The organism is Streptomyces sp. NPDC088387, assembly GCF_044753385.1.
In the GTDB taxonomy this organism is placed as follows: Bacteria; Actinomycetota; Actinomycetes; order Streptomycetales; family Streptomycetaceae; genus Streptomyces.
In genome coordinates this window covers 1020538-1039827 of sequence record NZ_JBIVNC010000001.1, presented here as the reverse complement: position 1 = coordinate 1039827, position 19290 = coordinate 1020538, and the positions used below count along the sequence as shown (strand labels likewise).

The window sequence follows — 19290 nt, the reverse complement described above, 5'->3', positions numbered from 1 at the left end:
CTCCTTGTCCCGCGCCTCCGCGAGCTGCTCCAGGGTGTCGTTCGCACCCTTCACATAGGCCGCGTGGTGCTTGTCGTGATGCAGCTCGATGATCTCGGGGCTGATCACGGGCGCGAGCGCGGAGTAGTCGTACGGCAGTTCAGGCAGCGTGTAGACGGGCATGAGGTCCCCTCCGACCTTTTATTGCACAAGCCTTGCAAGTGCACGCTAGCAGCAAGAGAGTGGACATGTGTGTCCGGGCAGGTGAATCCGCCGCCGGGTGTGTCCGGGCACGCGACACGGCCCTCGCCTGCGTCCGGGCGGCGAACCGGTCGGCCTGAGCAGGGCGACCGGCACCACCACGTTCATTGGCTGCCCGGCCCCGGGGACGTCCACCGTTCATCTGGGTCGGACTTGGAGAGACCCCACAGTTCGCGTACGCGGCCGCCAAGTGCCCCACCTCGGTGATCTGTATCACGCTCCAGCAGGTGTAACCCCCACTCTTTGTACGGAGCCCACCAAGCCGTCGGTACCCCCTTTGTCGGGCGCTGACGGTGATCGGCGCGATACGCCTGGGATAGCGTCACCGTGTCCCGAACTGCCCTCACCCAGCGGAGTCCCCATGAGCACCGCCGCCACCGTCGCCCGTCCGGGCCAGGTCCTCGCCGACCTCCTCCCCGCCTCCCGCGTCCGCGACATCGCGCTCGTGGCCGGCGGCGCCGCGCTCACCGGGCTCGCCGCCCAGATCGCGGTGCCGGTGCCCGGTTCGCCGGTCCCGGTGACCGGTCAGACCTTCGCCGCCCTGCTGGTCGGCACGAGCCTCGGCGCCGGCCGCGGTTTCCTCTCGCTCGCGCTGTACGCGCTGGTCGGTATGGCGGGCGTTCCGTGGTTCGCCCAGGGCGGCCATGGCGCTGGCGCGCCGTCCTTCGGGTACGTGCTGGGCATGATCCTCGCGGCGACGGTGGTGGGCGCGCTGGCCCGGCGGGGGGCGGACCGCAGCGTTCTGCGCACTGCCGGGACCATGGTGCTGGGGTCGGCGATCATCTACGCGGTTGGCGTGCCGTACCTCGCCGTCGCCACGGGTATGTCGGCGACGGCCGCGATTGCCGCCGGCCTCACCCCGTTCCTCCTGGGCGACGCCCTCAAGGCAGCCCTCGCCATGGGAATCCTCCCCACGACCTGGAAACTGACGAACAACCACTGACGCGCCCCCGCCGCGGCTGACAGCGCAGTTCCCCGCGCCCCTCAAAAACCGCGCAGTTCCCCGCGCCCCCAAAAAAAGCAGCACAGCTCCCCATGTTCCTGAAGGCTCCGGAGTTGCTCGCGGCCGAAAAGATCGCGCAGTTCCCCGCGCCCCTGATGTGTGTGGCTGATCCGACCTCGAATCGAGCGGCTCCGCCGCGAGCCCAGGGGCGCGGGGAACTGCGCGAGCAGCCACGATGGCGCCGCACTTGCTCGGGGGCGCGGGGAACTGCGCGTTTTTTAGGGGGCGCGGGGAACTGCGCGAACTAGGCGCAGTGCGCCCGCACCCCCCCGTCGTACCGTCAGTCGACAATCCGGCGGCGAGAAGACCACCAATAGCCGGCCGCGCCGATTGCCATCAGGGACAGGCCCGCCGCGCCCAGCGCACCAGAAGACACCCCCGTCCGGGGCAGCTCCTCCCCACCGGGCCCCACCGGCTGGTTGTCCGTGCCCAACAGCAACGGCGTGGCCGGCGCCGACGGCGACGGATTCGACGTGCCGAACGGCACAGGCCCCTGCTGCCAGTACGTCTTCCCCCCGTCCCCACTCTGCACCGGCAGACAGATCTTCCCGGTCTTCCCGAGATCAAAGCTCGCGGACACGTCGTAAGACTCCACCGCCCCCGCGGCCAGCCCCTCGATCGCGCAAGCGAACCCGCTGTTCGCCCCCTCCGGCAGATCCCCCTCCGCGATCGCGGAACACCCGGGCACGTCATTCACCGTGAGCCCGTCGAATCCGACGACCAGAAGCCGGATTTCCCCACTCCCTTCACTCCCGTCATTCTTCACCGTGGCGGTGATCGCCGTTTCTTCCGAGCTGTTCTCGACAGAGATCTTCTCGGGCAGTGTGGTCGTCAGTTCGACACCGGAAGGCGCTTCGTCAACGGCCTTTCCCCCCTTGCTGCTTGCCGGCCCCTGATCCTCCGCGCCGGCCGCGGTGGCCAGCAGCACGACCAGCGCCCCCACCATTCCGGCGACGGTCGTGATACGACGTGAACTCATGTTCGTCCCCCTTGCCTGCGCCTGAATTCGCAGTACTTGAAGAGCTACCACAAGATTTCTCCGCACTATGCTGGGGTCGCCCGAAGTGTGGCCATTGTGTTTCAGTCGGGGGGAATCATGCGAACTGGCGGTGTTCCAGGGCTGCTGGTGGCCGGTCGTTATCGACTGGGCGAAAGTATTGGGCAGGGGGGAATGGGGCGGGTGTGGCGCGCCGCCGACGAAATGCTCGACCGCCAGGTCGCCGTAAAGGAAATGCGTATCGACGGACTGGACGCCGAGGACGCCCGCACCCGCCGCGAACGCACCCTGCGCGAGGCCCGCGCCACGGCCCGTATCGACCACCCCAACGTCGTCCGGGTCTACGACGTCGTGGACGCGGGCGAACGCCTGTGGATCGTCATGGAGTTGGTCGCCGGCCGCTCGCTGGAGCAGATCATGGCCGAGGACGGCCCCCTCGGCCCACGGGAGGCGGCCCGGATCGGTCTGGGCCTGGCCGAGGCGCTGCGCGAGGTGCACGCGGGCGGTGTGCTGCACCGGGACATCAAGCCCGGCAACGTACTCGTGGAGAACCGCGGCGGCCACCGCGTCGTCCTCACCGACTTCGGTATCGCGGCGATCCAGGACGCCAAGGCGCTCACCATGGTCGGCATGCTCGTCGGCTCGCCCGACTACATGGCGCCCGAGCGGGTCTCCGGCCGCCCGCAGGGCCCGCCCTCGGACGTCTGGTCGCTCGGCGCGACCCTCTCCGCCGCGCTCGCCGGCCGCTCCCCGTTCACCCGCGACACCACCCTGGCGACCCTGCACGCGGTCCTCTACGAGCAGCCCGAACTCCCCGCCGCGGCGGGCCCGTTGCGACCGGTCCTGGCGAACGTGCTGGAGAAGGAGCCGTCGGTCCGCGCCACCCTGACGGACCTGGCAGCGGTACTGCGCGAGGTGGCCCACCCGGCGCCGCCGCAACCCACCGTGCTCTCACCCGCGCCACAGCCCTCACCGGTCTCACCGGCCCCGCGCCCGACCGCCCCCGCCCGCCCCGGTGTCTCCCTGGACCGCTCGGCGGCCGAGACGGAACGCCGCCCGGACCCCCTGGAACGCCCGCGGGGCGGCGAACTCCCGGGCCCGCCCGTGCCGCCGCCCCGCCCGTCCGGGCACGGCACCCGCCGCCGCCGTACGGCGCTGCTCTCCGCGACCGGTGTCGTCCTGGCCGGAGCGATCCTCGGCACGGTCCTCGCGACCGCCGGCGACCCGGACGACGGCAAACCCGCGGCCCGGTCCCCAGAAGCCCCCGCCACCTCCACCTCCACCTCCACCTCCACGAGCAGCCCCTCACCCACGGTCGAGGGCACCTCGCGGCCGCCCAGCCTGCCGCCGGGGGCGCACGCGGAGGCGGGCGGATACGCGTGGCGTACGCCGGAGGGCTGGCGAAGGGACGTGAAGACCGGCGCGGAGGTGCACTACACCGCACCCGACGGCACCCAGGAGCTGGCCGCCAAGTCCTCGCTCGCGCGCGGCGATCTGATGGAGACCTGGCAGCAGTCGGAGCAGAACGCCCACCAGGGGCGGGACTACCGGAAGATCCGCCTGGAGGAGACCACGTTCCGCGACTATCCGGCGGTGGTCTGGGAGTACACGTTCACGCTGGAGGGTGTGCCCTGGCACGCACAGCTCCTGGGGTTCAACGCGGACGGCACGTCGTACCAGGTGAACACGTGGTACCAGCCGGACGTCGAACCCCAGGCGCTCGATGTCTACGAGGACGTGAAGGAGAGCTTCACGGTGCTGTGACGGACTCCGAGTCCGGCTCCGCGTCCTTGCTCTCGACATGGCCCTGTCCGAGGCCGAGCCGCTGCCGCACCACGGCGACGGCGATGACGCCGGCCGCGACCAGCAGCGACAGCAGCACGGTCGTCCGTCCGTCGTGCTCGGTGTCGGTCAGCATGTAGCCGAGGACGAAGACGATCAGGCCCGCGGCCGCCCAGGTCAGATACGGGTACAGCCACATCCGCACCACGAGCTTCTCCGGCGACTCCCGCTCGATGATCTTCCGCATCCGCAGCTGGGAGAAGCAGATCACCAGCCACACGAACAGCGCGACGGCACCGGAGGAGTTGACCAGGAAGAGGAAGACGGAGTCCGGGAACTTGTAGTTGAAGAAGACCGCCACGAACCCGAAGACCACGGAGACGAGGATCGCGGTACGCGGCACACCCCGGCCGGTGGTGCGGGCGAAGGACTTCGGCGCGTCACCGCGGCGGCCCAGCGAGAAGGCCATCCGGGAGGCCGTGTAGAGGCCGGAGTTGAGACAGGACAGCACCGACGTCAGCACGATGAAGTTCATGATCTGGCCGGCGTTCGCGATCCCGAGGGAGTCGAGGGCGGCCACGTAGGAGCCGTCCTCCTTGATCGCGGGGTCGTTCCACGGCAGCAGCGCCACCACAACGAAGATCGAGCCGAGGTAGAAGACGCCGATGCGCCAGATGATGCTGTTGGTGGATTTGGTGACCGCGCGCTGCGGGTCCTCGGACTCACCGGCGGCCAGGGTGGCGATCTCGCTGCCCATGAAGGAGAAGACGACGAGCAGGACGCCGGTGAGGATCGCGCCGGGCCCGTTGGGCAGGAACCCGCCGTGCTCGGTGAGGTTGGAGAGCCCGGCCTTGTCGCTGTCGGCACCCGGCAGCACACCGAAGACGGCCAGCCCGCCGATCACGATGAAGGCGGCGATGGCGACGACCTTGATGCCGGCGAACCAGAACTCGAACTCGCCGTAGGAGCCGACGGAGATCAGGTTGGTGCCGGTGAGCACCACCATCACGATCAGCGCCCACGCCCACTGCGGTACGGCCGGGATCCAGCCCTCCAGGATGGCGGCACCGGCGGTCGCCTCCACGGCGAGCACCACGACCCAGAAGAACCAGTAGAGCCAGCCGATGGAGAACCCGGCCCAGCGGCCGAGCGCCCGGTCGGCGTGTGCGGAGAACGACCCGGAGGTCGGGTTGGCGGCGGACATCTCGCCGAGCATCCGCATCACCAGCACCACGAGCGTGCCGACGAGGGCGTACGAGAGCAGGATGCCGGGGCCGGCGGTGGCGATACCGGAGCTGGACCCGACGAAGAGTCCGGCGCCGATGACACCGCCGATGGCGATCATCGAGAGATGGCGGTTCTTGAGACCTGCGTGGAGACCGTTGCCGGGGTCGCGGTTGTCTCCGGGGCCGGATCCGGCCTTCGTCAGGGTCGGCTGCGAAGTCATAAAGAGGGAGTTCCTTTGCGCCGTGGGGAGCGGTTCGGCAGAGCGGCGAAGAGGGGGCGCCGCGCAAGCCGGTCCAGTGAATCTGAGGTAACGAGATTCGTGAACCTTTGAATCCAGATCGTTACTTGAGGTTTTCCTGAGGTTCTGTAGTGTGAGTCACAGTTTTCGGTCGGCGCCCCCTGCGCTGCTGCTCGGTTTCGGGCATGTCACACTCATCCCATGCGCGTGTATCTCGGCTCCGACCATGCGGGCTTCGAACTCAAGAACCACCTCGTCGAGTGGCTCAAGTCGGCGGGCCACGAGCCCGTGGACTGCGGGCCGCACATCTACGACGCTCAGGACGACTACCCGCCCTTCTGCCTGCGCGCCGCCGAGCGCGCCGCGGCCGACCCGGACGCCCTCGGCATCGTGATCGGCGGCTCCGGCAACGGCGAGCAGATCGCCGCGAACAAGGTCAAGGGCGTGCGCGCAGCCCTCGCCTGGAGCGAGGAGACGGCCCAGCTGGGCCGCCAGCACAACAACGCCAACGTCGTCGCGGTCGGCGCCCGGATGCACACGCAGGACGAGGCGACGAAGTTCGTCGAGACGTTCCTCAACACCCCGTTCTCGGGCGACGAACGCCACCAGCGCCGGATCGACATGCTGTCGGCGTACGAGACGAACGGGGAGCTGCCGGCGATTCCGGCGCATCATCCGCAGCAGTAGCGCAGGGCCACGCCGGGGGTCCGGGCGACGGGGTCCGGGCCTGGGGGCCCAGGCTACGGGGTCCGGGCTACGGGGTCCGGGGTCCGGGGTCCGGGCTACGGGGTCCGGGGCAGAGCCCCGTGACGGTCCTGCTGTCCCCACCGAGACGGGTGGGTGGGTGGGAGAGGCCGGGGTCCGGGGCGAAGCCCCGGGACGGCGACAGACACGCAGGTCACAGAGGAGCGCACCGGTGCCGGAAGGGCACACCATCCACCGCCTCGCCGAGGACTACGGCACACACTTCGCCGCCCGGAGGGCCACGGTGACCAGCCCCCAGGGCAAGTTCACCGACGCCGCCGCCCTCCTCGACGGAGAGGTCCTCCACTCGGCGGACGCCCACGGCAAACACCTCTTCCTGGGCTTCCGGGACGCCGACTGGATCCACATCCACCTGGGCCTCTTCGGCAAGGTCACCTTCGGCGCCGCCCCCGCACCGCCCCCCACGGACACCGTCCGCCTGCGCCTGGCCAACGACACCGCGTACGTCGACCTCCGGGGCCCCACGACCTGCGCCCTGATCACCGACGCCGAGAAGCAGGCCGTACAGGACCGCCTGGGCCCGGACCCGCTGCGCCGGGACGCCGACCCGGACAGCGCGTACCGGCGGATCTCCCGCAGTCGTACGACGATCGCCGCACTGCTGATGGACCAGAAGGTCATCGCCGGCGTCGGCAACGTGTACCGCGCCGAGGTCCTCTTCCGGCACGGCATCGACCCGTACCGCACGGGCCGCGACATCGCCCGCGCCGAGTGGGACGCGATCTGGGCCGACCTGGTCGCCCTGATGCGCGAGGGCGTGCGCAACAACCGCATCGACACGGTCCGCCCCGAGCACACCCCGGAGGCGATGGGCCGCCCGCCGCGCGTCGACGACCACGGCGGCGAGGTCTACGTCTACCGCAGGGCGAACATGCCCTGCCACCTGTGCGGTACGGACATCCGCACCGCCGGCCTCGCCGCGCGCAACCTCTTCTGGTGCCCGAGCTGCCAACGCCCCTGAAGCCGCCCGGGAACCTCCCCGCGAACCCTCAGAACCCGTGCGGCAGCCAGGGCGCGAGCCCACCCGTCCCGAACCCCGCGGACGCCTCCGCCAGCGCCCCGCTGCGCACCTCCCGCACCAGCCCGGCCCCGGCCAGCGACGCCAGCGTCACACCGCCGAGATACGCCGTCCCCAACTCCCGTACGGACAGGGCGAGATCGGCCGAGTCGGTCGTACGCTCGCAGGACGCGCCCTTCGGGTCGCCGCTGAGCCGCCAACGCCCGCTGTTCCAGGGGCAGAAGGCGTCCTCGACGTCCAGCACCACATCCACCGGCGCCTGATACGTCCGCGCCTCCAGCGCCGCCCCGACGTCCACCAGCCGCGCGTGCAGCGCGTCCCGCACCCGCGGCGCGCACCGCCGTACGTCCGACACCAGGCGCAGCAGCGGATCGTCCACCGGCCGCCCGCGCGCGACGAGCCGCGAGGTCAGGTCGATGTCGAACAGGAACCGCCACAGCGCCGCGTACGCCGCCGGATCCAGCGCCTCGACGTCCCGCGCCTCGACCGTGCCCTTCGCGCCGTGCACGTCCGAGTCCGGTTTGACCCGGAACCGCGCGTACCCCACGATCTCGCCCGCCCGCTCCGCGACCACACACTGGACCGGCGAAGCACCGCCCCGCTCGCTCTCCGGGTCGAGCACCATGAGCCGCTCCCAGCCGGGCCCCCGCGCCACCATGCCGGCCCGCTCCGGCACCCGGCGCGCGTACACCGCCTCGCACACGTCGAGCACCTCGGCGGGCTCCGCGTACCGCAGCCGTACGTCATCCGTCCCCGGCGGCACCAGCAGGCGCACCCGGTCCGTGTCGACCTCCACGCTCATCCCGTACGTCGCGACGCCGTATCCGAACCGCCCGTAGATGGCGGGTTCCGACGCGGTCAGCACGGCCAGGGGCCAGCCCCAGGACCGTACGTCCGCCAGCTGCCGCGCCATCATCGCCGTCAGCAGGCCACGCCGCCGGTGCGTCGCCGCCACCGTCACCATGGTCACGCCCGCCGCCCGCACCGAAGCACCGCCCGGCACGGTCATCCGGAAGCTGAACGCCCCGGCCGTACCCACACACCGGTCGCCGTCCCAGGCGCCGATGGACTGCTCGACCTCGGTGAGCCCGTGCCACAACTCCCGCTCTTCGGCGGCCTCCGGGACTCCGCCGAAGGCGCGAACCAGGGTGTCGTACCACCGGTCCCACTCCTCCGCGCGCAACACCCGCAGATGTGCCAGGCTCGCCGGGCCGTTCACTTGATCCGTCACATCAGTCGCCATGAACCATGCCTACCAGCGCATTGCGGGACGAGCCAGGGAATTTCCGCCGGGCGGGGACGGGACGCCTTCCCGTGAAGTTCACTGTGAAGTCGAGCCTCGGACGGGGGACAAGTGGGACCTCCCGTGCCGAGTGGCCGGTCCGATGGGTAGGGTCCCGAACTAATGGCAGCAGGACGAGAGCGGCGCGCGGAGGCCGAGACCTTCCCGGCCCGGTTGAGGATGCAGTGGCACCGGGCTCGCGTCGGCCTGCGCAGAAGCGCTGTCGACTACTTCCGCGGGGACGGTTCCGACTGGATCGCGCTCGCGGGCCTGCTGCTCACCGTTCCCCTCATCACGGCGATCACGCTCGCCAACTCGGTGTGGTGTTCACCGGCCGCCCTGGTGCTGCCGATCGTCGCCGGCGGCCTGCTGCTGCGCCCCGCCAGCCTCCTCGGGCTCTACGCGGCGGCGGCGACCGCGCTCATCGTCGAGTCCGTCCAGCTCGGCCCGTACACCGAGGGCCCCTCCCGGGTCACCCCCGGTGTGGTGCTCGTGGTGGCCGCCTGCGGGTTCTTCGGGCTGCTGATCGCCCAGTTCCGCAGCCGGGTCGGCGTGCCCTGGCGGCGCGGCGGCACCATGCTCTTCGACCTGCGCGAACGTATCCGCACCCAGAGCCGGCTGCCCAAGCTCCCGGTCGGCTGGCACCGCGAGATGGCGCTGCGCCCGGCCGGCGGCCAGTCCTTCTCCGGCGACTTCGTGGTCGCGGCCCGGACGAACGGCGGCCGCACCCTGGAGGTCGTCCTCACCGACGTCTCCGGCAAGGGCATGGACGCCGGCTCCCGCGCCCTGCTGCTCTCCGGGGCCTTCGGCGGCCTGCTCGGCTCCCTGCCGCCGCACGCCTTCCTCCCGGCCGCGAACGGCTATCTGCTCCGCCAGGACTGGGACGAGGGCTTCGCCACCTCGATCCATCTCGTCCTCGACCTGGATTCGGGGGACTACGAGCTGTACAACGCGGGCCATCCGCCGGGCCTACAGCTGAGCGCGGGCAGCGGACGCTGGGAGGAGAAGGCCGCCGACGGCCCGCTGCTCGGTGTGTACGAGGGCGCGCAGTTCGACTCCGTGAAGGGCTCGCTGCGGCCGGGGGACGTGTTGATGCTGTTCACGGACGGACTGGTGGAGACGTCCGACCGCGACATCGTCGAGGGCATAGACCGCCTCACCGGCGAGGCCGACCGCTATGTCGCCGGCGGCTTCCAGGGCGCCGCCTGGCATCTCATCGAGGCGGTCGCCAAGGACGTCAACGACGACCGCGCGCTGCTGCTCATCAGCCGCGAGGGCCCGACCGCCCAGGCGGCCCCGGCCCGCTGAGACACTGCGCGCGTGACTACTCCCGAACCCCTGCTCACCCTGTCCGAGGTCGAGGCGCTCGCCCGCACCGCCCACGAGGGCCAGACCGACAAGGCCGGACGCCCGTACGCCGAACACCTCCAGGCGGTCGCGGAGGGTGTACGGCGCCGGGGCGGCGACCCCGCGCAGATCGCCGCCGCCTGGCTGCACGACGCGGTCGAGGACCACGCGCTCTCCGAGGCCGAGTTGGACGGGGCCGCGCTGACCCGCCGTACGAAGGACATCGTCCTCGCCCTCACCAAGCAACCGGCCGAGCCGCCCGAGTCGTACGCCGCCCGCATCCTCGCCACCCCCGGCGCCCTCCTGGTCAAACAGTCGGACCTGGCGCACAACGCCGACCCGGCCCGCCTCGCGGTCCTCGACGAAGCCACCCGCACCCGCCTCACCGAGAAGTACGCCCGCATGCGCGCCCTGCTCGGTCTCGCCGCCGGCTCCTAGGGGCGTGTTGGGGACCGGGCCGGCGGGTTTCGGGCTCGGCCCGCCGTCGTTTCCGCTCGACGCGTCGCGGCCCTTCGATACGCGTGGCTTGTGGCATTTGCTCGAAGCCGATTTTCGGCGCGGCTAACTTCCTGTAAATCCGCGCCGATCACGTAGTGGCAGGTGTCAACGGTGTTGAGACTCCCTGTGCATGCCCTCGGATTCTCTGAACGGTCTGTTTGTTGCGCTGACGGGTGAGTCGTGGCCGGAGGTGCGGCCCGAGGACATCTACCGGCGTATGCAGCTGCCGCACGAGGAGTTGGAGAGGTGGCTGGGCGAGTTCCAGCAGCTGGTGGTACAGGTCGCGCAGACCGTTTCTACGAACGCGACGGGTGAGTGGAGCGAGGAGTTCCGTCGGGCGGTTCTGGCACTGGCGTCCGGGTCGGGCGCTGACGTGCTGGAGCGGTTGAAGCAGGCGGCGCGCCAACTGGCCGATTACTCGCGGGAGACGGCGTATCAGGCGCTGTACACGATCCGGATGATCATTGGTCAGCTGGTGACGTTTGTGTTCGAGTGGGCGATGACGCTGATTCTGGCGATCTACAACCCGCTCGCGGCGCTGGTGAAGCAGGTGTTCCTGCGGGCGCTGTACCGGCTGCTGCTGTCCAGCACCCTGTTCCGGTTCCTCACGGCGCTCGGGATGCATGTGTTCATGAACGTCTCGATCAGCTCGGCGATGGATCTCCTCGCCCGGTGGGCGCTGGAGAACGAGGGGAAGTACACCAGGTTCGGGGATCAGTATCTGCGGCAGTCGGCGGCGTTCGGTGCGGTGCAGGGGGTGCTGGCGCCGTTGGTGGTGCCGGCGGCTTCGGCGATCGCGAGTGGGCTGGGGAAGCTGTTCACACGCAATGTCGCGGAGGACGTGTTCGGGGTCCTGGACGAACAGCTCGTAATGCCGGGTCAGGGGTCGGGGCCGGGCCCGGTGTCGTCGCAGGGGCGGACGTTCGCCCGTGAGGTCGCGGACGGGGTCGGCTCGTATGTGGCGACGCTGGAGCGGGACGGTTTCCGCGACGGGATGGGCCGCGCGTTCGTGCGGGGCTTCGACGGCGTGCTGGACCCGGGCGCTGCGCGGACGCTGGGCCGGGAGTGGGCCGACACCCTCGCGACCAACCTGACCGCGAAGAACCTCCCCGACCTGCTGAACACGGTGCTGCGGGGGCTGCCGTCCGATGTCGGCGACCACATCCGTACCGCGTTGTCGACGGGTGTGGGGCGGGTGCTGCGGCCGGACTGGGGCCACAAGTTCGCGATGTTCACCGGCCTGGGGCTCGCGGAGGGCATTCACCAGACAGTTTCGGAGGTGGCCTACAACCTGTTCACCACGAAGAAGTTCCAGACCACGTCCGGCACCTTCGTCTCCGGCATCGTCGGCGGCCGGCTCAGTGGCGGACTGGAAAGCTTCGGCCACTGGAACGGCGACCTCGTCAAAGGCCTGATGGCCGACACCAGCAAACTCTTCGCCAACCCCCTACCTCTTGAGGTCACCACACCCACACCCACACCCACGGTCATGGACCCCGGCACGGAGTCCGAGCTGGCCCACGCCGTGAACACGGAGCTTGTCCGGTTCGGCCGACCGGATCTGCGTATCGAGCGAGACGAAGTGCCTTGGCACTACGACCAGTTGCTGCCGCACCAGTCCCAAGCCCCGCTCAGGCAGCAGGCGTTCCATATCGCCGGGCGCGTGGCCGGTCTCGGCGACCGGCTGGTGATGCGCGGCGGCACGCTCCAGCCACCGCCCGGCACGGCGGAATCGGAGGCCGGCCCGTCCGAGCCCCGTCGGACGGTCGGCCCCTCCCGCTCGTCCGGCCCCCCGTCGAGTTCATCCGACCTTCCACGCACCACGGTGTCCGATCGCGTCCTCGCCGAACTCACCGGTCACGACCCCCTCGCGGACAACACCACCCCCGACACGCCCCCGGCAGAGCCGCCGCCCCCCACCGCCCCCTACGACCCCCCGACCGCGCCGATCCAGCGCGACCCCGCCGAACTCAGCACCTCCGTGCGGCAGTTCGGCGGGCAGCGCGGTATGCCGCTGGACCTGGTGCACATCGACCCCGTGCCGCAGCGGACCGTGGAGTGGCTGCACGAGCGCGTGATCGGCGTGGTGGAGGGGGCAGGGCGCCGGGACGACGCGTTCCGCGCCGAGGTGCGCAGGGTCCTGACGGGCCGCCTGCTGAGCGCGGAGTGGGCCCGGCTGCTCAGCGAGTCCGGGCTGCCCCTGCGGGTGCCGCACGGGAACGTGTCGTATCCGGTGTCGCTGCGGCTGGCCCTCTCCGATCCGGGCAGGGCCGACAGCGGGATGGAGCCCCTGTCCGACGGCGGCCCGCCGGTGGCGGTGCAGCGCTGGGCGTTCGGCATCGCGGAGACCAACGACACGGTCGGCGAGGGCGGACTGCGTCCGGGATCGGTGGCGTACTCGCACACCTTCGACGTCGACCGCGGCGCCCTGCGGCAACTGGCCCTCGGCCCGCAGCTCAATATGGTCCACAACCAGGCGAACAGCGTGGTCACCATGGGCCGGCTCGTCCAGCCGATCGTGGTGGTGCGCAGCGGCGAACGTACCTTCCCCTTCTCCTACACGATGGACTGGGAGGTGCGGCCCGGCGACCCGACCGCGGGACTCGCCACCGGGCGGCTGCCGACGGGTGGCTGGCAGGGTCTGGCCCGGCCCACGCCGGACAGGCTGGTGGCGTGGTTCCCGCAGCACCTGGCGGACGCCGAGGCGCCGACTCCCGTCGTGGACCCCGCCGACCCCACCACCCGGCCCACTCCGGTCGCCCGGCTGCTGGACGAGGTACCGCTCTACGGCCCGCTGGGCCTCGCCGACCACGACAAGATGTTCGCCGACGTCATGGCGTCGTTCCGCACCCCCCTGCGTGGGCTGTCCGCCGATTCGCTGCACGAGCTGCGGGAGTTCTTCTCCGAGGGCAACCTGCGTGCCAACCTGCCCCTGATGTGGGGCGGTTCACTGCCCTCGCCGACCCTGTACACGTCCTCCGGCGCCGAGATCGGCTACCTCAGGGTCGGTATGGACCTGCACGGCGGCGACGTGAGCACCGGACCGGTCTCCCAGGACGTCGCGGTGTCGAACTACGTCCTGCGATCCCTGCGCGTGCAGGGCACGTCGTCCGTGACCAACTCCCTCGGCGTCAATCTGCCCGTCCCCGGGCTCGCGTTCGGCTTCGGCGGCACCCCGGACGAGCGGACCGGTCTGCCCGGCCGGGGCGGCGCGCTCACCGTCCAGGCAGGCGCACAGCACACGTTCGTCCACACCCTGAGCGCGGGCGGCAGCGCCCGCATGATGCACTCGCTGCGTACCTCGAAACCGCTGCTCCAGGTCACACCGGAGACCACGCTCCGGGTCGCCCTGGTCCGCCCGTCCGGCCCCCCGGTGGCCCCCGCGGACCGGACACCCCTGGCCGGGGCGGGCCGGCGCTACCGGGTGACCATGAAGGTCCCCTCGGAGGACGTACTCGGCGAGACGCCGACACGGGCCCGCTATCTCCCGCCCCATCTGCTGGACCTCACCTCGCTGGGGATGTCCACCACGCCGTTGCAGGCGGAAGGCGCCCTTCCGCTGTTCGACCGGGCCGAGACCGAGCTGCGTGGCCGCGGCTTCCTGCCGTCCACGACCGAAGGCAGCCGGCTGTCGGACACCGCCGCGCGCACATCGATACGCAGCGCCCGGCTGGACAACATACGGAAACTGGACCAGGCCCGGCTGCGGCTGGGGCTGCGCTCGGAACTCGACGAGATGGTCGAGGGCGGGGCCAACGTCACCTTCGACCTGCCCACCACCACGGGTATGCGGCGGGCCACACTCACCCTGGTCGCCGAGCGCCACTACCCCGGCGGCGACGACGATCCGCACGAGGGCGTCGAGCACGAACGGTCCCTGCCCGACGTGCACACACTGAACATCTACGGCTCGGTCCACAGCGGCGAGGAACAGTTCAGCTCGACCCCCCTCGCCTGGAACGCCGGTGTGAACGGCGCGGTCACCAACCCCTTCGACAGCACGGACGGCAGCCGGCTCAACCGGGCAGGCGCCGAGTACACCTACAGCCGGGGCACCGCCAAGGTGCGGGGGTACGGGTCCGGCACCGGGCAGGAGTACTACGCGCAGAGCCCGACCGCCGAGGGTGTGCAGATCTTCGGTGTCCCGGTCACGTACCGGATGACCCTCGCCTTCAGCCACCGCACGTCCCCGGACCCGGCGCCCTGGACGGAGCGGGGCCGGATCCGGCTGGCCGTACCGACCCACCGCACGCTCACCGACAGGGCGGAGGCCACACGCCCCGCGCCCGTGGTGGTCCGCGACCACCAGCAGCTCGACGACACGCGGCTGGCCCTGCCGGGCGCCGGACACACCTTCCACGACGACGTGCTGCTGCTGCCGGAGACGGCGTGGCTGGACCGGGTCGAGGGCAGCAGTGAGCTCAAGAGGACGGTCCACAACATCCTCGAAGGGCTGGAGCGGGAGACCGCGGCCCTGGAGGAGGCCGCCGAACAGGCACCCCCGATGCCGGGCGGCCTGGACGTCCCCCGAACCCCTCTCGCTGAGGAACCCGCGCCCACCACTACCGCGCCCACCACTACCGCGCCCGTCACTCCCGCCCCCACCACCCCCTCCCGTACCGCCGCCTTCGGCACCGCGGTCACCGTCGCCGGATGGGCGGCCACGACGGCCGTGCGCTGGGTGGCCGAGTCGACCGGTGTGGCCGGCACCTGGCGGTTCGTGAAGCGGATCGCCGTGGGGGAGCCCGACGCCCAGGCCGACTCGGCGACGGAACAGGTGCACCGTATGGCCCTGTCGCCCCACCACCTGTCGGTCGAGGGCGTGCGCATCTTCCGCGACGGCTATGTGATCGAGGGCGGCGGCACGTCCGGCGCGCTGGCGGGCAGTGACGTGACCGTGGAGATACGCGGCTATGTGACCGACGTACAACTCCTGCCCCAGCCGCCGAAGATGGACATCGAACGCTGGCTCCAGGCCACGGACTTCTCGACGACCGACGAGACCACGACGGCCGGCCACCGGATCGCGGGGGTGCTGGCCGGCCAGGCCGGGGACACGGCCCGTTCCTTCGACCCGGCGGGCACGTACCGCTACACCAACACAACGGCGAGGAGCACCAGGGTCAACGACGACACCCGGGCGTTCCGGGCCACGGTCGACGAGGGCGGGACCGTCCACCGGCTGGTCGCGAAGGCCGTCTACGTCGTCACCGTACGCAAGGGCCTGAACAACATCCTGGCAGGCACCTTCCACCCCGGCCTCCACCTGGAACGCACCCGGGTCGTCGAGGTGCCCGACGGTCTGGAGTTCCTGCTCGTCGACAACGACCTGCGCAACCACCCCGACCTGCGGGAGATCGGCGACTTCCCCGAGCCCGTGCCGGCGACGCCGGCCGACCGGATGCTGCCGTCCTGGTACGTCGACAGCGGCGGTGTGCTGTCCTCGGGGACGGTCACCGAGGTCCGTCTGCGCAACGGGCGCAACGCCTTCCACAACACGGTCCGCGCGGCGGTCGAGACCCACGCCCCCGGATCGACGTTCCCCGGACACGCCACCTATCTGCGCAACGTGCTCACGCGGATCAACGAGCACACCTCCACCGTGGGCCTGCGCAGCCTGCCCGACGCCGGGCCGGGCGGCCACACCGCCTTCCACTTCGTCCACCGCTCCTGGCTCGGCCCCCGCCTCGTCGAGGTCACGCTCGGCGCCCGGCCGGTACCCGACGCCGACGAACTGCGCGGGCTGCGCGGCCGGAGCGCGGAGTCCAACTCCGCCGTGTACAACCTGTTCGCCCGTTCCCACGGCGACGGCGGCGCCCTCTCCGTGCCCGGCGCCACCCGGGTCGGCACCACCCGTACCACCGGACACGGCCTGGAGTTCGAACCGTTGGGGCAGGTACGCGGCAACCAGGGCCGCCCCCGGCTGGGCCTGTCCGGCAGCTGGTCCACCACCCGCGCCCAGACCTCCGCCCGCGAACTCCGGCACTGGAAGCGGACCTTCCAGAGCGTCGACTTCAAGGACGTGTCGTACGAGTTCACCGTGACCGTGACGTCCCGGCCGCTGAACGAGTCGCTGCTGGTGCGGCTCGTCGGAGCCGGCCTGCAAGGGCTGGTGTGGGCGGGAGAGGCGACACACCTGCTCGCCCTGGCCGGCCCGGCGCTCACCCATCTGCCGCGTCCGGTCGGCCGGACGGTGCGTACCGAGGCGGCCGTGGTGAGCCTGCGCTTCGAGGGCGCCGAGGCACCCCTCGAAGGGTCGGCACCCGACCCCGCCGGGCAGCCGGCGCCGGTCGAACCGACCGCACCGGCGGTCTACGACTTCGACCCGGCCGTACGTCCCGAGGCGCCGCGGGACGCGGTGGTGGTCCAGGTGGAACCCGACCCCGTACCCGCGACCACCCGCACCCTGCTCGACGGACCACCCTGGCTGCCCACCCGGCCGATCCAGCTCTACTCCTTCGGCGCGCTGCCCCAACTGGCCCAGGCACTGCGCGCGGTGGACCCCGGGTCGGCCGGGCGCCAACCGGAGACGACCCGCCCGAGGGACGGAGTCCTGCTGCGGCTCCGGGAACTCGTCGCCTCCGACCGGCCGACCCTCCTGAAGCCCGCGCAGCTCGCCGCGTTCCTGGGCCACGAGGGCGGCAGCGGCACCTCGGTGCGGGTCACCCTGCGCTCACCCCGGCCGGAGGCCACCAGCCGGGACGTCGCCCTCGACCGTATGGAGATCTCGACGGACGGGTTCATCAGCCAGAGCGACATGACGACGACCCTCTCGACGGCCTTCGGCGGCTCCGGGCTGGACGCCGACGCGGAGAACCGGGGCGGCCCCTCCGTCCCGGTGCTGGGCGGCACCACGTCGGTGGGTCAGGGCTCGCTCGTCACCAACCAGCGCCGGGAGGTGGTGCGTTTCGGCACCACCAGCGAGGGCGCCGACGGCACGGGGCTGATCGGCCACCGTGTCACCGCGATCGCCGTGATCGAGGTACGCGGTCCGAAGGGCGTCCGCTGGGTCGTGGGCGACCTCGTCTTCCGCACCACGGAGACGCCGCCGACGCCACCTGCACCCGCACCCGCACCCGCACCCGCCGCCCACACGCCCTAGAGGTCAGGCGTCGACCTTGGCGCGTTCGGTGGCCGTGGCCGACGGGTGTTCGCCGTTCTTCGCCCGCTCACGGGCGACTTGGGCGGTGTCCGGCCGGAACGCCCAGTTCATCTTCGGCTCCATGGCGAAACGGAACAGCCGCTGGACGGGCCGTGTGCACAACAGGGTGACCGCGGCCGCCGCCACCACTGTGACGAAGATCTCGCCGAGCGGTGTGTACAGCCAGTCGTGCTCGAACCAGCCCCGGTAGTCGCCGGCCTTGACCAGGAACCCGTGCAGCAGATAGCCGTACAGCGTGCCCGCGCCCAGTGCCGTGAACCAGAAGGTCCGGCCCGGCACCCACGCGAAGAAACAGGCGGTCAGCAGCAGGGAGCAGCCGAACAGGGCCAGCACCATGACGGGCCCGGTCCAGGAGGGCGCGCCCAGTTCCACGGCGGCGTCACGGTGGTAGAACCAGCCGGTGTTCATCCGCGGCACGGCCCACCAGCCGACGACGAGGGCCGCCGCGAACACCGGAACGGACAGGATCCGTACGGACTTCCGGCGCACCAGCCGGAAGTGCTCGGGCTTCATGCACAGGCCGAGGACGAAGTACGGCAGGAACTGCAACACGCGCTGGAGGTCCAGGTCGTCGCCGATCTCGGGGGAGAGGGAGGCGACCATGGCGATCACGAGCGCGACGGGCAGCGGCCACCGAATGAGCTTCCAGATGGGCGTGGTCATCCGCCACAGGAACAACGCGCAGAGGAACCAGGTGAGATACCAGGGGTCCAGCAGACTGATCTCCTGGCCGGGATCGTGGTCGACGACTCGCTTGAAGAGCGGATATGCGGTCTCGAACAGGATGTACGGCACCGCGACCCCGGTGACGAGTCGCTTGAGCCGGTCCGGCCGCATGTCGAAACTGCGGGAGAAGTAGCCGGAGATGATGATGAACGCCGGCATGTGGAAGGCGTACACGACCGTGTACACACCCTCCAGGATGCGGCTCTCGCCCTTCAGGGGTTCCCAGGCGTGTCCCATGGCGACCAGCACGATGGCCAGGTACTTGGCGTTGTCGAAGAACGCGTCGCGTTGTTTGCCCTGGGTGCCCGAGGGGGCGGTCTGTGTGCCGGACGGGGCGCTCGCGGGGGACGTGGCGGCGTGGAACATCTGAGGCACCCTAGCGTTGTGTACGGGATTCCGTAAAACCCTCGACGTCATTCGTTCTTTTGCACTTCGCCTGCCCGTCATTTCACCGCGTGTGCACCGCCGTCAACGTGACGGTGAGCACAGTCGAAATGTCCCTTCTAAACACCCTTGAATTACTGTGAACACAGTGTGTGGACACAGAAACGATTTGGTTCAATTCCCAGCTCGGGTGGGTGTGGGAATGGCAATCCGGGCCGGTGGCGGGCCAGTTCGGCCGCTCGCGCGTGCGAGCCGGCGCGGGGCGTGATCGCATGTCCTTGGCCAACGATGCGTCACGGTTCGCATAGTGGGGCCCGGTTGGTGGCACCATGGTTCTGGCGGGGGTGCGGTGGTCGCAGCCCGGCCGGGAGAGCGGACCGACCGAGGGTGTGATCAGTTGTGGCCATTTCGCTGTCAGTGGTGCTGCTGTTGGCGATCATCCTGGTGGTGTTGATCCGAGGCGGTTCGATCAAGGCGGGCCCGGCGATCGTGGCCGTCCTCTTTGGCTTCTTCCTGGCCTCGACGGGCATGGCCCCATCGATCAACAGGTTTATGAACTCGATAGCCGAGACGATCAACTCGATCAGCTTCTGACGTAACCGGTCCCTGCGGTTACGCTCG

General features: G+C 70.7%; 12 protein-coding genes and 1 pseudogene. 8 read left to right on the top strand and 5 right to left on the bottom strand.

Features of this window, described 5'->3' with window-relative positions; all coding sequences use genetic code 11:
* Positions 1 to 162: pseudogene (locus tag ACIQAC_RS04660) on the bottom strand (superoxide dismutase); the annotation flags it as partial.
* Between the two features lie 439 nt (positions 163 to 601).
* Here ACIQAC_RS04660 and ACIQAC_RS04655 point away from each other — a divergent pair.
* Positions 602 to 1183 carry a biotin transporter BioY gene (locus ACIQAC_RS04655; RefSeq protein WP_402186901.1) on the top strand — a complete coding sequence of 194 codons (582 nt, stop codon included), beginning with the start codon at positions 602 to 604 and terminating at the stop codon, positions 1181 to 1183.
* A 340-nt stretch (positions 1184 to 1523) separates the two neighbouring features.
* Here the strand turns inward: ACIQAC_RS04655 and ACIQAC_RS04650 are convergent, their stop codons facing one another.
* A complete protein-coding gene (locus tag ACIQAC_RS04650) occupies positions 1524 to 2222 on the bottom strand; it encodes an LPXTG cell wall anchor domain-containing protein (protein WP_402186899.1) in 699 nt (232 codons plus the stop codon).
* Between the two features lie 192 nt (positions 2223 to 2414).
* On the opposite strand from ACIQAC_RS04650, the gene ACIQAC_RS04645 reads away from it, so the two are divergent.
* Positions 2415 to 4004 (top strand): protein kinase, encoded by a 1590-nt coding sequence (locus ACIQAC_RS04645; protein WP_402186898.1) that lies wholly within the window; start codon positions 2415 to 2417, stop codon positions 4002 to 4004.
* Here the strand turns inward: ACIQAC_RS04645 and ACIQAC_RS04640 are convergent.
* On the bottom strand, positions 3991 to 5469 hold the full coding sequence (locus ACIQAC_RS04640; protein WP_402186897.1) for an amino acid permease: 1479 nt from the start codon (positions 5467 to 5469) through the stop codon (positions 3991 to 3993). The genes ACIQAC_RS04645 and ACIQAC_RS04640 overlap by 14 nt on opposite strands.
* 219 nt (positions 5470 to 5688) lie before the next feature.
* Between ACIQAC_RS04640 and ACIQAC_RS04635 the strand changes: the two genes are divergently transcribed.
* Both ACIQAC_RS04635 and ACIQAC_RS04630 read left to right on the top strand, forming a co-directional pair.
* Complete coding sequence (locus ACIQAC_RS04635; protein WP_402186895.1) at positions 5689 to 6174, top strand: ribose-5-phosphate isomerase; 486 nt, start codon at positions 5689 to 5691, stop codon at positions 6172 to 6174.
* A gap of 229 nt (positions 6175 to 6403) precedes the next feature.
* The gene (locus ACIQAC_RS04630; RefSeq protein WP_402186893.1) at positions 6404 to 7213 is read left to right on the top strand and encodes an Fpg/Nei family DNA glycosylase; all 810 of its coding nucleotides are present in this window, start codon (positions 6404 to 6406) and stop codon (positions 7211 to 7213) included.
* Between the two features lie 28 nt (positions 7214 to 7241).
* Here ACIQAC_RS04630 and ACIQAC_RS04625 read toward each other — a convergent pair whose 3' ends face one another.
* Positions 7242 to 8513, bottom strand: a complete 1272-nt coding sequence (locus tag ACIQAC_RS04625) for a GNAT family N-acetyltransferase (protein WP_402186892.1) — start codon at positions 8511 to 8513, stop codon at positions 7242 to 7244.
* A 162-nt stretch (positions 8514 to 8675) separates the two neighbouring features.
* Here ACIQAC_RS04625 and ACIQAC_RS04620 point away from each other — a divergent pair, with 162 nt between their 5' ends.
* From ACIQAC_RS04620 to ACIQAC_RS04610, 3 genes are all read left to right on the top strand, one after another.
* Complete coding sequence (locus ACIQAC_RS04620; RefSeq protein WP_402186890.1) at positions 8676 to 9860, top strand: PP2C family protein-serine/threonine phosphatase; 1185 nt, start codon at positions 8676 to 8678, stop codon at positions 9858 to 9860.
* A 12-nt stretch (positions 9861 to 9872) separates the two neighbouring features.
* Positions 9873 to 10337 carry an HD domain-containing protein gene (locus tag ACIQAC_RS04615; RefSeq protein ID WP_402186889.1) on the top strand — a complete coding sequence of 155 codons (465 nt, stop codon included), beginning with the start codon at positions 9873 to 9875 and terminating at the stop codon, positions 10335 to 10337.
* 190 nt (positions 10338 to 10527) lie between these two features.
* Positions 10528 to 17499 (top strand): hypothetical protein, encoded by a 6972-nt coding sequence (locus ACIQAC_RS04610; protein WP_402186888.1) that lies wholly within the window; start codon positions 10528 to 10530, stop codon positions 17497 to 17499.
* A 3-nt stretch (positions 17500 to 17502) separates the two neighbouring features.
* On the opposite strand, the gene ACIQAC_RS04605 is transcribed toward ACIQAC_RS04610, so the two are convergent.
* Positions 17503 to 18651, bottom strand: a complete 1149-nt coding sequence (locus tag ACIQAC_RS04605; RefSeq protein ID WP_402186886.1) for an acyltransferase family protein — start codon at positions 18649 to 18651, stop codon at positions 17503 to 17505.
* 417 nt (positions 18652 to 19068) lie between these two features.
* Between ACIQAC_RS04605 and ACIQAC_RS04600 the strand changes: the two genes are divergently transcribed.
* On the top strand, positions 19069 to 19263 hold the full coding sequence (locus ACIQAC_RS04600; protein WP_307620587.1) for a hypothetical protein: 195 nt from the start codon (positions 19069 to 19071) through the stop codon (positions 19261 to 19263).
* The last annotated feature ends 27 nt before the right edge of the window (positions 19264 to 19290 follow it).

Bases quoted from the DNA above. Each gene is read 5' to 3' on its own strand.
- ACIQAC_RS04645 (WP_402186898.1), top strand. From the start codon at position 2,415: ATGGGGCGGGTGTGGCGCGCCGCCGACGAAATGCTCGACCGCCAGGTC.
- ACIQAC_RS04620 (WP_402186890.1), top strand. From the start codon at position 8,676: ATGGCAGCAGGACGAGAGCGGCGCGCGGAGGCCGAGACCTTCCCGGCC.
- ACIQAC_RS04610 (WP_402186888.1), top strand. From the start codon at position 10,528: ATGCCCTCGGATTCTCTGAACGGTCTGTTTGTTGCGCTGACGGGTGAG.
- ACIQAC_RS04625 (WP_402186892.1), bottom strand. From the start codon at position 8,513: ATGGCGACTGATGTGACGGATCAAGTGAACGGCCCGGCGAGCCTGGCA.
- ACIQAC_RS04635 (WP_402186895.1), top strand. From the start codon at position 5,689: ATGCGCGTGTATCTCGGCTCCGACCATGCGGGCTTCGAACTCAAGAAC.
- ACIQAC_RS04640 (WP_402186897.1), bottom strand. From the start codon at position 5,469: ATGACTTCGCAGCCGACCCTGACGAAGGCCGGATCCGGCCCCGGAGAC.
- ACIQAC_RS04650 (WP_402186899.1), bottom strand. From the start codon at position 2,222: ATGAGTTCACGTCGTATCACGACCGTCGCCGGAATGGTGGGGGCGCTG.
- ACIQAC_RS04655 (WP_402186901.1), top strand. From the start codon at position 602: ATGAGCACCGCCGCCACCGTCGCCCGTCCGGGCCAGGTCCTCGCCGAC.
- ACIQAC_RS04605 (WP_402186886.1), bottom strand. From the start codon at position 18,651: ATGTTCCACGCCGCCACGTCCCCCGCGAGCGCCCCGTCCGGCACACAG.